The organism is Novosphingobium sp. BL-S-34 (assembly GCF_056857015.1).
This window is the reverse complement of the sequence record NZ_CM166473.1, coordinates 769,859-784,227: the sequence shown is the minus strand read 5'-3', so window position 1 is coordinate 784,227 and position 14,369 is coordinate 769,859. Positions and strand designations below refer to the sequence as shown.

Annotated in this window: 12 protein-coding genes; 7 read left to right on the top strand and 5 right to left on the bottom strand. The window is 64.7% G+C overall.

The features are described from left to right. Nucleotides 1-7: 7 nt before the first annotated feature. Genes AC1VV3_RS17430 through AC1VV3_RS17420 form a run of 3 tightly spaced genes read left to right on the top strand, consistent with a single transcriptional unit; the run spans nt 8 to nt 2,437 of the window. Nucleotides 8-964, top strand: a complete 957-nt coding sequence (locus AC1VV3_RS17430; RefSeq protein WP_482963070.1) for a LysR family transcriptional regulator — start codon at nt 8-10, stop codon at nt 962-964. Then, nucleotides 930-1,730: an SDR family NAD(P)-dependent oxidoreductase gene (locus AC1VV3_RS17425; RefSeq protein WP_482963069.1), complete on the top strand. Its 801-nt coding sequence runs from the start codon at nt 930-932 to the stop codon at nt 1,728-1,730. The genes AC1VV3_RS17430 and AC1VV3_RS17425 overlap by 35 nt, the downstream gene beginning before the upstream one ends. Next, nucleotides 1,727-2,437: an alpha/beta fold hydrolase gene (locus tag AC1VV3_RS17420; RefSeq protein ID WP_482963068.1), complete on the top strand. Its 711-nt coding sequence runs from the start codon at nt 1,727-1,729 to the stop codon at nt 2,435-2,437. Before AC1VV3_RS17425 ends, AC1VV3_RS17420 begins: the two co-directional genes overlap by 4 nt. 162 nt (nt 2,438-2,599) lie before the next feature. On the opposite strand, the gene AC1VV3_RS17415 is transcribed toward AC1VV3_RS17420, so the two are convergent. After that, nucleotides 2,600-2,950, bottom strand: a complete 351-nt coding sequence (locus tag AC1VV3_RS17415; RefSeq protein ID WP_482963067.1) for a hypothetical protein — start codon at nt 2,948-2,950, stop codon at nt 2,600-2,602. 244 nt (nt 2,951-3,194) lie between these two features. Between AC1VV3_RS17415 and AC1VV3_RS17410 the strand changes: the two genes are divergently transcribed. Next, nucleotides 3,195-4,898: an FUSC family protein gene (locus tag AC1VV3_RS17410; protein WP_482963066.1), complete on the top strand. Its 1,704-nt coding sequence runs from the start codon at nt 3,195-3,197 to the stop codon at nt 4,896-4,898. Between the two features lie 21 nt (nt 4,899-4,919). On the opposite strand, the gene xdhC is transcribed toward AC1VV3_RS17410, so the two are convergent. Next, nucleotides 4,920-5,834 carry a xanthine dehydrogenase accessory protein XdhC gene (gene xdhC / locus AC1VV3_RS17405; protein WP_482963065.1) on the bottom strand — a complete coding sequence of 305 codons (915 nt, stop codon included), beginning with the start codon at nt 5,832-5,834 and terminating at the stop codon, nt 4,920-4,922. 346 nt (nt 5,835-6,180) lie between these two features. Between xdhC and AC1VV3_RS17400 the strand changes: the two genes are divergently transcribed. Continuing rightward, nucleotides 6,181-8,934, top strand: coding sequence for a TonB-dependent receptor domain-containing protein (locus AC1VV3_RS17400; protein ID WP_482963064.1), 2,754 nt, complete (start codon nt 6,181-6,183; stop codon nt 8,932-8,934). Between the two features lie 129 nt (nt 8,935-9,063). On the opposite strand, the gene AC1VV3_RS17395 is transcribed toward AC1VV3_RS17400, so the two are convergent. Further along, entirely contained in the window at nt 9,064-10,071 is a 1,008-nt protein-coding gene (locus tag AC1VV3_RS17395; protein ID WP_482963063.1) for an IclR family transcriptional regulator, read from the bottom strand. Between AC1VV3_RS17395 and AC1VV3_RS17390 the strand changes: the two genes are divergently transcribed. Further along, nucleotides 10,070-10,978 (top strand): SDR family NAD(P)-dependent oxidoreductase, encoded by a 909-nt coding sequence (locus tag AC1VV3_RS17390; protein ID WP_482963062.1) that lies wholly within the window; start codon nt 10,070-10,072, stop codon nt 10,976-10,978. The genes AC1VV3_RS17395 and AC1VV3_RS17390 overlap by 2 nt on opposite strands. 21 nt (nt 10,979-10,999) lie before the next feature. On the opposite strand, the gene AC1VV3_RS17385 is transcribed toward AC1VV3_RS17390, so the two are convergent. Beyond that, entirely contained in the window at nt 11,000-11,536 is a 537-nt protein-coding gene (locus AC1VV3_RS17385) for an AAA family ATPase (protein WP_482963061.1), read from the bottom strand. Between the two features lie 182 nt (nt 11,537-11,718). Between AC1VV3_RS17385 and AC1VV3_RS17380 the strand changes: the two genes are divergently transcribed. Next, the gene (locus tag AC1VV3_RS17380) at nt 11,719-12,615 is read left to right on the top strand and encodes a dihydrodipicolinate synthase family protein (RefSeq protein ID WP_482963060.1); all 897 of its coding nucleotides are present in this window, start codon (nt 11,719-11,721) and stop codon (nt 12,613-12,615) included. A gap of 39 nt (nt 12,616-12,654) precedes the next feature. On the opposite strand, the gene AC1VV3_RS17375 is transcribed toward AC1VV3_RS17380, so the two are convergent. Then, entirely contained in the window at nt 12,655-14,265 is a 1,611-nt protein-coding gene (locus AC1VV3_RS17375; protein ID WP_482963154.1) for an FAD-dependent oxidoreductase, read from the bottom strand. Nucleotides 14,266-14,369 lie beyond the last annotated feature (104 nt).

Here is a 14,369-nt window from a genome sequence, read left to right as displayed (position 1 = left end):
AAACCGGATGGAAACCGCGCATCTCAAGGCCTTTCTAAAAATCTCCGAATACGGCTCGATCACGCGGGCCGCGGAGTCCCTGGGCATTGCCCAGCCTTCGCTCAGCCAGCAGTTGCTGCGACTTGAGGACGAACTGGGCTTCAGTCTGTTCGATCGGTCTGCGCGGGGCGTGGTTCTTACCGAGGCCGGCCACATTTTCCGGGAACGGGCGCGCCACATTCTCCAAGCCGCTGATGAGGCGATTGCAGACGGGCGGCACTTACGCGGAGACCTTCGCGGTCAGGTTGTCCTCGCCATGCCGCCGTCCATGGGCCGGCTGACTGCCGTCCCGCTGATCGCGGCACTGGGCGAACAATCGGCCGCTGCCAGCGTGAGGATCGTCGATGCCTATAGCGGCGCCATCCGGGGATGGCTGGAGACCGGCAAGATCGATCTCGGGATACTCTACGAAAGTCAGAGCATGCGGCATCTTTCGACCCGGCGGCTGTGCCGAGAAACACTGTTCGCCGTGGGCAAACCGGACATCCTGGCGCTTCACGGGGTCCACCATGGCGCCGACCCCCATGAAAGTTCGATGACTTACGAGACGCTTTCCCGCTTGCCGTTGGTCCTTCCCGGCATGCAGCATGGTTTGCGGCAACTTCTCGATCGGGAAAGCAGTCACCACGGCATCGATCTGCCCGTACGGCAGGAAGTCGATTCGCTCGAGATCACGCTGGCCCTGCTGGAGAGCGGCGCGATGTGCAGCGTACTGCCCTGGTCGGCGATTGGTGACAAGGTCGCCTCCGGGGCGCTGAGCGCGGCTCGCGTCGGCGCGCATGCACTGGCCCGCACAATGGTCATCGCCCGTAATCCATCGATCGTACTCACTCATGCTTCAGTGCGGATCGAGATGTTGTTGCGGCAACTGCTGGCATCGATGGCGAGCGATGGCTCCTGGTCGGGCCAGGCCATCGAAGAATGACGAGCGAGGGGAGGACCTGATGACGAGCATACCTCTGTCCGGGAAGGTGGCCCTGGTTACTGGCGCAGGCCGGGGCATCGGAAAGCAGATCGCACTTCGGCTTGCCGCCGCGGGGGCGAGCATCGTCGTCCACTTCAGCGGCAGCGAAGCCGGCGCCGCCGCGACGGTGGATGAGATCGTCGAAGCCGGGGGCAAGGCAATCCGCGTGCGCGCCGACATCAGCAAGCGGAGCGAAGTCGAGCAGCTTTTCGGTGCGATAGACCAGCACTTTGACCGCCTCGACATCGTGGTAAACAGCGCGGGCGTCAGCGGTGGCGGGAGTCTTGCCGATCTCGACGAGGAGCAGCTCGAATGGATGCTCGGCGTCAACTTGCGCGGCCCGCTCTACATTGCCGCGGAAGCGGCAAGCCGGCTGCGCGACGGCGGGCGCATCATAAACCTCTCCTCCAGCCTCGGTGAATTTCCGATGGCGGGTGCAGGCATCTATTCGGCGACGAAAGTGGCTATCAAGAGCTTCACTGAAAGCTGGGCCAAGGAGCTTGGCCGGCGAGGTGTGACGGTCAACACGGTCATTCCCGGCGCCACGGCTCCGGGCATGATGGACCGAGCACCGCAGGAAACCCGTGCCTTTTTTGAGCAAGCCTCCCCGTTCGGACGTATCGGCACAGCGGGCGAAGTCGCAGCGGTGGTGGCGTTTCTCGCCTCACCGGAGGCAAGCTGGGTATCAGGCGCACATATCCTCGCGAATGGCGCAGCCAGCACATGACGACCTTCGTCCTCGTGCACGGCGGCGGCCACGGCGGATGGTGCTGGGCTCCGGTCAGGCAAGCGCTGCAGAACGCCGGCCACGAGGTTGTTGCGCCGACACTCACCGGATTGGCGGACCGGAGCCATCTGCTGTCCCCGGAGCTGGGTCTCGGGACTCATATCACTGACATTGCCGCTTTGCTCAGGTTCGAAGACCTGCATGACGTTGTTCTGGTCGGCCACAGCTACGGCGGCATGGTCGTCACCGGCGCCGCAGATCGCGAAGCGCATCGGATAGAGCGGCTCGTCTACCTTGACGCAGCAATCCCTCAAGATGGTGAAGCGCTGATCGATGTGTCGCCGGGCCTGTTGTTACTGGCCGGGACCACACGCATGGTCGATGGCGTTGAACTGGGACTTTGGCCCGACGCGGCAGCGGGGGAGATATACGGGCTCGGCGCTTGTCCGCTTAAGGATTGGGCCTTGGAACGCCTTACGCCGCATCCTTGGAAAACTGTCACCGACAAGCTGATCCTGAACGATCCGGCCCGCCTCGCTCAAATTCCCCGGACGATCGTAAACTGCCCAACATCATTGGCCAATCGGCCGGAAGCGCTACGCCACCGCTGGTTGCAAGCCGAAACTGTATTGTCGCTCGACACGGGTCATGATGTCATGCTGACGGCGCCGCAGAGCGTGATAGATATCCTGCTTAAAGCCGGATAACGCGCCCGATACATCGTTCTATTTCTCTGGATCACCAGGTTTCTGATCCCAGTACGGTGAAAATCGAGCCTTGGGATGGGGGGTTTGGGTGTTTATCTTAGAATGGCTTTGCTCAAAGACTGATCGCTCATGCGGGAATGCTTCAGGTGGTGAGCGCCCTTTTCAGAAAGCTGACGTGACGCCGAACTCGGCGACAACACGGCGATAATCGTAGATTTCGATGGTGGAGCGATTGCGCTCCCACTTGAGACGGACCAGCGGCGCGAAACTGCCCAGGTGAAGCGCGCGCAAGGTCGCGGCAATGCTCGCGCTGTTGCGATTCTCGATGCGCCGTTCAGGATAGAGAAACAGGCGCTCGTCCGCTTCGAGATGACTATAACCAAGCGTACCGACCAGCGTGGTGCGCCCCAGTTCCAAAAGATAAGCCGAGCTTCCACCCATCGCCACGGTGATCACGCAGTGGAAGGGCGAACCGGCCTTCCTGGCCCCTGTCCTGCCGGAAGACATCCGCATTGCGCGGCCTTCGATGGAGCGTGCTTAAATCGCAATTGATGCGGGTGACCGAAGTGGGCAGGCTGGGCGGAGCGTGATGACCGACAAGCCTGATCCTCGCCGGCCTCGGCCCCATACCAGGACGATCGTCCGAAGAGCCGCGCGACGTCTCGAGCTGCGATCCTTCGGGCTGCTCCCAGAGCTCTTCAACCATGTCGAGGGCCTGCGTGCTGCCGTCGCCGTCGCGCTCCCCCTCGTTCTTGCCGTGGCGACCGGACGCTCCGGGTTGGGGTGGGCCGTCTTCGCGGCGTTCTGGACGTGCCTTTGCGACGGTCCCGGACCGGACACCCAGCGCCGCCGCCTGCTGGCTATCTTCGTGGGCTGCGGCACCGTCATTTCCTTCGCCGGTTCATGGTTCGCCTCGTTCGCGCCCATGGCAGGCATGATCGCGGGGCCGACCATCGTTTTCTGTGCGGTCCTGTGGTCGGCACGTATCCGGTTCGGTGGACTGCTCGGTACGCTGCTCGCGGTCGTCGGCGTGGTGGCCGTCGGTTTCCCGCATCCTCCGGCGCAGGCCGCGGTACAAGCCGGCGCCTTTCTCGGTGGCGCGGTCTGGGCCTATCTGCTGATCAATGCGATATGGCGGATCGACGCCGCCCTGCCGCTTTCCCGGGCATCGGACGCCGTCGTCGTGCGCCTGCTCGACATGGCCGAAAGCCTCGTGCAGCTCCGAGACGCGCAGCACCGCGACGATCGCTGGCACCGCGAACATGCCGAACACCGACGCGCGGTACGGCTCGCCATCGAGCGTTTCCGCAGCATGCTGGAACGCTATGGCGAAGACCCTTCCGCCACCGCCCGGTTCGAGCAGGACTGCGAAGCCTGCGAGACGCTGTTCGGCGCCTTGATCGCGCTGGACCAGGCCTACATCATCAGGGCCGGACGGATCGAGGAGCGCGCCGCCGTCGCCCATGCCTGCAAGACGACACTGCTGGCCTGGGCCCTCTCTTCCCGCTCCGGCGGACGTCGGCGCGACCCGCTCGATTGGGCCGCGGGCCGGCTGCGGCGTCTTCAGGGCCAACTCACCGAAGACCTGTTCATCGGCTGTCTGCGGGCATTCGAGAGCGCACTGGAAGGATCGGCCTTTCGCCAATCCGGAACCCATCTACAGGGCAAGGCTGGGCAGGCACGTCCCCTCCCGGAAACTTCCCCGGTCGCCCTGCGCCAGGCCGTGCGGCAATCGGTAGGATTGGTCGTCGTCTATCTGTCGGCCATCGTCTTCCAGCTGGGTTACCCCTATTGGGCGGCCATGGCGCTTGTCGTGGTATTGCAGGGCGGCGCCCGGGTGACATGGGCGCGCTGCCTTGAGCGCATCCTGGGCAGCGTGCTGGGCGGGATGCTCGCATGGCTGTTGGTGACGGTAAGCAACGCTTCACCAGTCCTCGTCATGCTGGCGGTCATCCTGGCGGGCGCGGCGATCGCCATGCGTTCGGTGAACTACACCATCTTCGTCATCTTCCTCACCATGCTTTTCGTGATCGTCGCCGAAATGCTCCAGCCCGGCGCGGGCATCGCCTCATCCCGCATGCTCGACAATGTGATCGGCAGCGTGACGGCGCTGATCGCCGTATTCACCTTGTGGCCCGATTTCGGCGCTTCTCTGAAGAACCGCATTGACGAAGGCATCGACGCCAATCGCCGCTATTTCGAGGCCGTGCGCCGGAACGAGCCGGTTGCCGAAATCGAACAGGCGCGCCGCGGGGCGGGGCTTGCCAGCGTCGAGGCCGAAATCGCCCTGCACGATGTCGGCGGCATGCTGCGCCGGCTGTTCCAGTCCGGGCATGGCGGCGAACCGTTGCAGGACCTGCGAAATACTGCGGGCGAGGCGGCGATGGCATGGCACCGGCGGCTGGGCGCTCAGGTCCAGTCAACATCGATCTTCGACGAAGGACGCTTCAATCAAGCTTAGGCATAGCCGAAAGAAGAACTGCTAAGTGTTCAGTTGAAGCACCTGGGCCAGTACGGCAATGGCGATGACATCCGGTTCGCTACCGGTCACACCGGGAAGCCCGATCGGTGCGGTGAGGCGTGCCAAGGCATCTTCGCTCACCCCCTCCGCCAGAAGACGCGCCCTGACGCGTGCGATCTTGGTCGACGATCCGATCAGCCCGACGAAGGCCAGGGGCGCTCGCGTCAGGGCGGCAAGGGCCAGACCGTAGTCGAGCGAGTGGTCATGGGTGAGGATGGCGACGGCCGCATCGTCCGGCGCCTCTTCGAGACATTTTGCGATCTGCTCTTCAGAGATCACCGTGACCCCGTCAATTTCGGCCGATTCCGGTCTCGTGTCGAACCAGGCGAGTTGCAGCGGCAGGCCGATCGTGTGCCGGGCGATCGCCCTGCCGATGTGCCCCGCACCGAACAGGTAGAACGGCCTCGGCCGCCTTCCCAGCGGCTCCACCATGCGCGTCCCGGCGCCAGGCAGCTCGCCGCGCGCCGACTGGCGCGTGGCCGTTTCACGCCGGAATACCGCGCGTTCGACCCGAGTTTTCTCCAGTGTCGTCACCAGCATGTGCCAGGGCTCAGCATCATGCAGCCAGTCGAGATCGCTCGGATCCAGATGCTCGATGAGTATCCGCATCCGCCCGCCGCAGCACGCATCGAGCCGCCGACCGAGAGGATAGTCCTCCACGCGCCAGTTGCCGGGCGGCAGCGTCAGCAAGGTGCGCGCCTGTTCCAGCACCAGGCGTTCGAGCTCTCCCCCACCGATGCTGCCCAGCTGGTCGCCGGTGGTCACAAGCATGCGCGTCCCTGCCCCGCATGGTGCTGCCCCTTCCGTCGCCAGTACCGATATGAGCGCAGAGGGCGTCCCGGGAAGGCGCCGCAGCCAGCCGATCCACTGGGTCATGCCGATGCCCACCCGCAGCCGGATCGACCGTTGGACTGCCGCATTTCCCGGTGTCCCAGAGAACTGTCGTCAGGCATCACGCCGCATGTATCCTCTTGGCGAACGTTGCGTTTTTGTCACGATGTTGCGCTTTTGTTTCAAAAATGTGGCAGTTTCAAGAATTCTTGTTGCAGTGCGGAGGCAGGCAAGAGAGCTTTCATTTCACCCGAGTTCAGGCGACTTACGAAAGGGTGAAATAATGAATTCCATGCGTTTTCATTTGCATTGCAGCATGGCCGTAATGGCCTTTGTACTTCCTGCCACCGCCTTCGCACAAGATGATCCCGCTTCGACCGACGCTATTATCGTGACCGGTTCGCGCATTCGACAGAACCCGCTCGACAATCCCAGTCCCGTCGTCACGGTCAGTAACGAGGACATAGCCAAGACCGGCCTTTCCTCCGTCGCCGATGTGCTGCAACGCCTGCCCAGCGCGGCGGGCGGCCTCAATACCAAGGCCAACAACTCGGGCAATATCGGCAACCCGCAGGACGGCGGCGGCGTAGGTGCCGGCACCAGCGAAATCGACTTGCGCTATCTTCTGGCCAAACGCACGCTCGTGCTGGTGGACGGCATGCGCTACGTGAACGCCACGGCGGCCAGCGGCATCCCCTCCACGGTCGACCTCAACACCATTCCCGCCAGCCAGATCGAACGGATCGAAGTGCTGCAATCGGGGCAGTCGCCGCTCTACGGATCGGACGCGATCGCCGGCGTCGTCAACATCATCACCAAGTCCGAGCAGGAAGGGCTGCGCGCCTCGGGCCAGTTCGGAACCTATCGGCAGGGTGACGGGCATACGCAGGATTATAACGTCAGCTACGGGGTGAAGGGCCCGACCACTTCGGTCGTATTCGGCGCCAGCTACGTGAAGCAGGACAAGGTCAGCACGGCGGACCGTTCGATCTCGCAGTTCCCCAACCCCGGCCAGACTTCGTGCCTGGATCCGCGCGGCGGCTGTTCGTCGGCAGCCGTGAACGGGCGCATCGTCTTCAACGAGGGCAATCCATCGCTACCGGCAGGGGGCAGCATCACCCCCCGCAATCCTCCGCTCACCACCCAGGGGGTCTACGATCCGACGCTTGCAGGCGGGGATTTCCGCGCCTTCACCGATGCCGACCGCTTCAACTTCTCTCCCTACAACTACTTCCTGACGCCGCAGGAGCGCTATGGCTTCTGGGTCAGCGCCAAGCAGGAACTCACCTCCAACATCACCTTCCGTGCCAAGATGGTCTACAACCATCGCAATTCGCAGAACCAGGCCGCCTTCCTGCCGCTGTTCATCGGGCCTGACGCGGGCAACGGCAACTTGCTCGACACCGTCTCGGTCGATGTGACCAACCCATACAATCCCTTCGGCATCACGCTGAATTCGGGCGCGAACGGGGAACCGGCAACTTACGGTTTCGTCGCCCGCCGCCTGGTCGAAGCCGGGCAGCGCACTTACACGCAGCGCGTCGACACGATGACCGCCAATGCCGGGCTGGATGGCAGCTTCCATGTGGGCTCGCGCAAGTTCTACTGGGATGTCAACGCCGCCTTCGGCTGGAACGACGCCAAGCAGATCTTCACCGGCAACGTCAACGCCGCGCGGGTGGCGCAGGCGCTGGGCCCACTGGCGGACTGCACCGGAGCTTGCGTGCCGCTGAACATCTTCGGCGGCGAAGGCTCGATCACGCAGGCCATGCTCGACTACATCTCGTTCACCGAGCGAGACCGGTCCAGCCAGCGCATGCAGGACTATACCGCCAACCTCACCGGTGACCTGTTCGACTTGCCTGCGGGCCCGGTCGGCATCGCGGTCGGCTATGAGCACCGCTACCAGTTCGGCTCGTTCACGCCCGATCCGATCATCCAGGCGGGGCTCGGCGCAGACATTCCCGCGCAGGCCGCGGCAGGCAGCTACAATTCGGATGAGTTCTACGGCGAATTGCGCGTGCCGATCCTGAAGGACACCCCGTTCTTCCAACTGCTGGAAGCCGACGGCGCGGTACGCCACGCCAATTACTCGACCAGCGGATCCAGCACGACCTTCACCGCGACCGGCCTGTGGAAGCCGGTCTCCGACCTGCTGCTGCGCGCCAGCTATGCCGAAGGGTTCCGCGCTCCGGCGATCGGCGAACTGTTCGGCGCCCAGTCCCGCGCCGACGCCCCGATCGACGACCCCTGCACCAACGTCGCCGGATCGCTGTGGCAAAGTTCCGCCACGGTGCGCACGAACTGCATCGCCAACGGCGTTCCCGCCAGCGGCAGCTATCAGGAGCCGCAGGGCGGCCAGATCGGCACGCTGACCGGCGGCAACGACCAGCTCAAGCCGGAAACCAGCAAGACCCTGCTCTTCGGCGGTGTCTATAGTCCGTCCTGGGCGCGCGGCGGCATTGCCCGCAATCTCAGCCTCGAAGTCAATTACTACGACATCAAGGTGAGCGACGCGATTTCGGCCATCAACCCGCAAGTCACCCTGTCGCGCTGCGCCGAACTGGGCGATCCCAGCGCCTGCGCCAATGTAGTGCGCACGCCCAGCGGCATCATTTCGCGCGTGGTCGGCCTGCTGCAGAACATCGGCAGCATTCGCACACAGGGTATCGACGTCAGCCTGAACTACACCTCGCCCGATACCGGCGCGGGCACGTTCGGCCTGTCGTTCAACGCCAACCGACTGCTCAAGTATACCGAGACGTTCCCCACGGCGGACGGTTCGGCCACGATCAGCTACAAGGGTACCACGCGCGGTTTCCCGGATCAGTCCTATCCCAAGTTCAAGGGCACGGGCATCCTCTCGTGGTCCATCGCCGGCATCGATGCCTCGTTCACCGGCCGCTACATCGACAGCGTGACCGAGAGCGACGGCCACAAGATGAACAGCCGGTTCTACGGCGACGTCCAGCTTGGCTATACGCCCAGCTTCATGGACAGCGCCTTCACCTTCACGCTGGGCGTGGTCAACGTGTTCAACACCGATCCGCCGCCGTGCAACACCTGCACGGGCCCGAACTACGATCCCACCACCTATGACGTGCCCGGCCAGTTCGGCTACTTGCGCGTTTCGGTGAAGATGTAAGCACGGATCCGGGCGCCGGTGCCAGATGCACCGGCGCCCGGCGCCTATTGCCCGCGAAGCGACATTGCAGCAGCGGGACCTGACCGCCAGCCCCGATGCGCTGGCCGCAAAATGCAGGCCGCTCCCAATTCAACCCGCGGGATGCCGCCCGTGCATCTCGGCGGTCACCACTGCCGCCGCCGCGCATAACCGCTGCGCGCAGGCTTCGATCTTGCGCGGATCGAGGTCGGTCGGCAGCCCTGTCACCACCAGCTGGAATGCCACCGTTGCCGCCGGCGAGAACACCGGGGCAGCTATGTAGCTGACGCCTGCCCCCTCCGCCCGCGCGAGGTCGACCAGCTGGATCTCGTCCGCCGAGAGCTGCCCGATCAGTTCGTGCACTCGCGTCCAATAGGCCTCGTCGCGGACCTGATCGCTGGCCGTCACCAAGACCTGGCGGCTGGCCGCGGCGCCCGGGCCATTCGCGCAGACGGCATAACCGCGCGCACGGATCAGCGGCAACGCATCGCGCAAATGATCGAGCACGGAAGCCGCCATGAAAGGCCGAGCCTTGCCAATGTAGCCGTCGATCAGCGTCTGGTCGCCCCAGGCGACGTGGCACAGCCCGACCGGAGGCATGAGCGGACGCCGTTCTCCCACGCGCGTGAGCCCAAGGTGGGATTGCGGCCTGCCTTCCTTGACCAGCACCACGATCTCTTCGTCCGCAAGGCAATTCGCGCTGCATTGCATATCCAGCTCAGCCGCGAGCCGCGCCAACTCTCGCCGCGCGATCTCGATGCCCTGGTGGCCGGCAATGGCGGCCTGGCCGATGGCGACGAGCGATAGACCAAGCGAATAGGTCCGGTGCTTCTCATGGCGCGAGAGAAACTGCCCGGCGGCCATCGTCGTCAGCAGGCGATGCGCCGATCCATTGCTGAGCCCGACGTGCCGGGCGATCTCTGCCAGGGTGAAACGCTCGGTCGGATGGGCACCCAGGAATTTGAGGACATCCATGACGCGCGTGGTGGGGTTCGACGGATCGGACAATGAGACGGCTCCAACCATCGCCAAGGCGGCGTTGACTTGAGTAGCACCCTGACACATCATTCCAGCATTATCCAGTGTCGTTCCAGTATTGGAATAACGGGAGATGTCCATGAGCAAGGTTTCCGAGAACGTCGCCTTCGCCCAAAGCGCCGTCGGGGCGGAATATCCGTCGATCCCGGCCGTGCGTCAGCGCGAACTCGACATCGCGGGCAAAGTGGTGGTCATAACCGGTGCCAGCCGGGGGATGGGCAAGCAGGCGGCGCTCGACTTCGCGCGGCGCGGCGCCAGGGTCGTGCTCGCCGCAAGGACCGTTGAAACGGATGCCTCGCTGCCCGGCACGATCGGCGAGACGCTCGCGGCCGTCGAGACCGCCGGCGGCGAGGCCATCGCGGTCGCGACGGACCTTGCCGAAGAGGCCGATCTGCGCGCGCTGATCGATGCGGCCATGGCGCGCTTCGGCGGCGTCGACATATTGGTCAACAATGCCGCTGCCACCACCGGCGACATCTGGGGCAAGCCCTTTCTCGACCTCACGCGCGAGGAATGGCTCTACCAGTTCGCGGTCAACGTCCATGCCCCCTTCACGCTGACGCAGCTGGTGGTTCCCATCATGGAAGCCCGCGGCGGCGGACGCATCATCAACTTGTCCACGGGCAGCGGCGAAGTCTTTCGTCAGCCGGAAGAGCTGCCCAAGCTCGGCGCCGTTGGCGGCTTCAGCCTGGCCGTACCGGGATATTATTCCAGCAAGCGCGCGCTCGACCGCTTCGGCAACGCCATGGCGCCCGAGCTGCACGCCCGCAACATCGCCATTATCGGCCTTCATCCGGGCCTTGTCGCCACCGAACTGGTCGCCATCCGCGTCAAGGAGCGCGGGCTGGATGACAGTGTGGCCGTGCCCATGACGGTGCCTGCGCGCATGATGGTCTACTTCGCGGCCTGCGAAAATCCATGGGAATATACTGGTCGCCTGTTCTGGGCGGAGCGTGAACTGGAAGGACTGGGCATCCCGCTCGCCTGAACAGCCTAAGAAAAAACGGGCCTAGGCAATATGCCCCCGAACGAACTTCACGCGCTCAGCAATCGATGACAGGGGCAGCGTGACAAGAGCATAGCCCAGCGCCGAGTAGGTCTCCATCATGACATGAAAGGTCGCCTCGGCCTCGGCCAGCGTCTGCTTGCGTTCCTCGTCCTGCCGGAAAATCGCGGGCCATGGCGGGGCCACGAAGACTTTGGGGGCATATCGCCGCAGTTCGGCCGCGCGCATTGCGGGCGCCGGGACGGGCAAGCCGCAAAGTCTCAGGTAGCCGATCACATCGGGGATGCCGCGATCGAAGAGCACGGTGCCGGGAGTGGCTGCAGCTTCACGGTGGGAGCGCATTTCCCAGTTGAGCATCAAAGCCGCGAAAGCCGCACGATCCGCCCAGGGGAGAGCTTCGCCGCCGATATCGACCTGGTCCTGGATAATGGCTCTGCCCGCCTCCGGCATGTGCCGGAACCCTTCGGCGGCCAGGGCCTGGATCAGGCTGGTCTTGCCCGAGCCCGGACCGCCGGTGATGACGTGGAGATGATCGGTCATGTGTTCGATGTTCCGTTCGAGATCGGATAGGGGGATAGCGCAAGCGGCGGTCTGCCGACACCGCCGCGGCCCTCAGAATGATCCCCCGCTTTTCGAAATCCGGCCTTGCGCAAGGCGTTGCTCCCCCGGCTGGCTCCGTCCTAGAACTCCCCCCTTCGATGTTTGCTGATGGACCGCTGCCCATGACGATCTTCACCGGCCTCTCCGCCTTTCCGCTCACCCCTGCCGACGAAAACGGTATCGTCGATACCGATGCTCTGGGCTTGCTGGTGGACCGGCTGGCGAACGCGGGCGTCGATTCCATCGGCGTGCTGGGCAGCACAGGCACTTATGCCTATCTCGACCGCGACCAGAGAAACCGCGCCGCCGTCGCAGCGGTGGAGGCAGCCGGTGGCCGCGTGCCCGTCGTAGTCGGCGTGGGCGCCTTGCGCACCTCCTGGGCCTGCGAACTGGCCGCCGCGGCCGAACGGGCCGGAGCGAGCGGGCTGCTGCTGGCGCCCATGTCCTATGCCAAGCTGACCGAACGGGAAGTGGCGGATCATTTCAAGGCCGCCGCGGGCAGCACCGGCCTGCCGCTTTGCATCTACAACAATCCGGGCACGACCAATTTCACCTTCTCCCACGGGCTGATCGCCGCGCTGTCTCACGTCGACGGGATCGCTGCCGTGAAAATGCCGCCACTGGAAAGCGGGGACTACGCAGGCGAGATCGCCGGGCTTCGCGCCTCGGCGCCGGAGGATTTTCGGGTCGGCTACAGCGGAGACTGGTGCGCCGCGCCGGCTTTCCTGGCTGGTGCGGATGCCTGGCACAGCGTGATTGCCGGCATCCTCCCGGCCCCCGCGCTTCGACTGGCGCGGGCCGCCCGCAATGGCGACCAGACCGAGACCGCCCGCCTGCAAGCGGCCTTCGCGCCGATGTGGTCCCTGTTCCAGCAGCATGGTAGCCTGAGGCTCATCTACAGGATAGCCGAAGTGCTGGGACTTCCGGCGGGCAAGCCGCCGCTCCCCTTGCAGGCCTTCACCGGCGCAAACCGCGTCGATGGGCTGGAAGAGGCCATGGAGCGCATGACTTCGATCTGAGGCCCTGCCTCGACAGCCGGTACCGAGGCAGGCTCCCGCTCACGTCCGAATGTGGTTCCACACGCTGGAAATGACCACGGATCCCTCTCCTACCGAGGATGCGACGCGCTTCACCGATCTCGCCCGAACGTCGCCTACCGCAAAGATGCCCGGACAGGAGGTGGCGTAAGGCGAGCTTCCGCCAACGCTCTCGCCCGTCTGCACGAAACCGCAACTGTCGAGAGTGATGAGGTCCGCCAGCCACTCCGTGTTCGGCGCGGCGCCGACCATGATGAACAGCGCGCAAGCGGGATGCTCGCGGGTGCCCTGCGCGTCGCGGATGGTCACGGATTCCAGCTTCCCATCCCCGTGAACCGCCACGACTTCGCACTGGTAGTCGATCGAGACCGCGGGGTCGGCCTGGAGCCGACTGGACAGGTAGTTGGACATGGATGCCGCCAGCGTTCCGCCTCGCACCACCACGTTCACATGGGCCGAGGACCGGCTGAGGAACATCGCCGCCTGCCCCGCCGAGTTGCCGCCGCCGATCACCACGGTCGGTGCATTCCGGCAGAAACGCGCCTCGTTCTCGGTGGCGGCGTAGTAGACGCCCTTGCCCTCCAGTTCCGCCAGGCCATCGATGGGCAAGCGGCGGTACTGGACACCCGTGGCGACGACGACGGCTCCGGCCCGCACCCGCTGGCCGTTGTCGAACGTGGCGCAGAACTGCTTGTCCTCCAGCCGGTCCAGCTTCACGACACGCCGCGGCATGGCGAAGCGCGTCCCGAACTTCATCGCCTGAACCTCGCCGCGCCACACGAGATCGGCGCCGGAAATGCCGGTGGGAAAGCCCATGTAGTTCTCGATGCGACTGGAGGTTCCGGCCTGACCGCCGATGGCCGTATCTTCCACCACCAGTGCCCGCAGGCCTTCGGCTCCGGCATAGACACCGGCCGCAACGCCGGCAGGCCCGCCGCCGACGATGACGACATCGAATTCCTCGTCGTTCACCAGTTCCCGGTTGAGGCCCAGCAGGCGCGCCACTTTGTCCGGCGTGGGGTCCGCCACGACATTGTTGCGCCCGAAAATGACGGCAGGGGTGTCTTCCGAAACGGAGCAGCTGGTGGCGACGAGCCGGGCATCCTCACTGCCCAGCGCGTAGCTGGTGTAAGGAAAGCGATTGCGGCTGGCGAATTCGGCGATCCGGCGGATAGACGCGTCTTCGTCCTCCCCGATCAGCACCAGCATCCCGTCACCGGCATCGAGCTGCCGCCGCCGCCGCGCGGCGAGCACGGTGATGATGATGTCGGACATTTCCGGAATTTCCGACATGAGCCGCAACATCACCGGCCTCGGCACTTCGATGACCTTCGTGTCGCTGACCGTCCGCATCGGCAGGGACCAGCTGCCGCCGTCCAGGAAGGACATCTCCCCCATGAACTGCGTCGGCCCGAGCGTCGATGGAACGTGCCGCTCCCGGGTGAACGGGTTCACGACCTCGATCTCCCCTTCCTCGACATAGACGAACCGGTCGACCGGATCGCCCGTATCGACGATGAGCGTGCCCGCGGCATATTCCACCTCGGATCCGGCATCGCGAAGGGCGGCGACGTGAGAGGCTGCCAGGGGCACCCGCTGCATCTCGCGAAGATCTCTGCCTATGGTTTCCAGGACGTGTCTCCAGCTTCACGGATCGGGCGTGCTCGCTAGTCCCTGACATGCGGCTTCCCGCAATCCTTGGCAACCTTCGGGCGACGATCCGATCCCTGGCCATG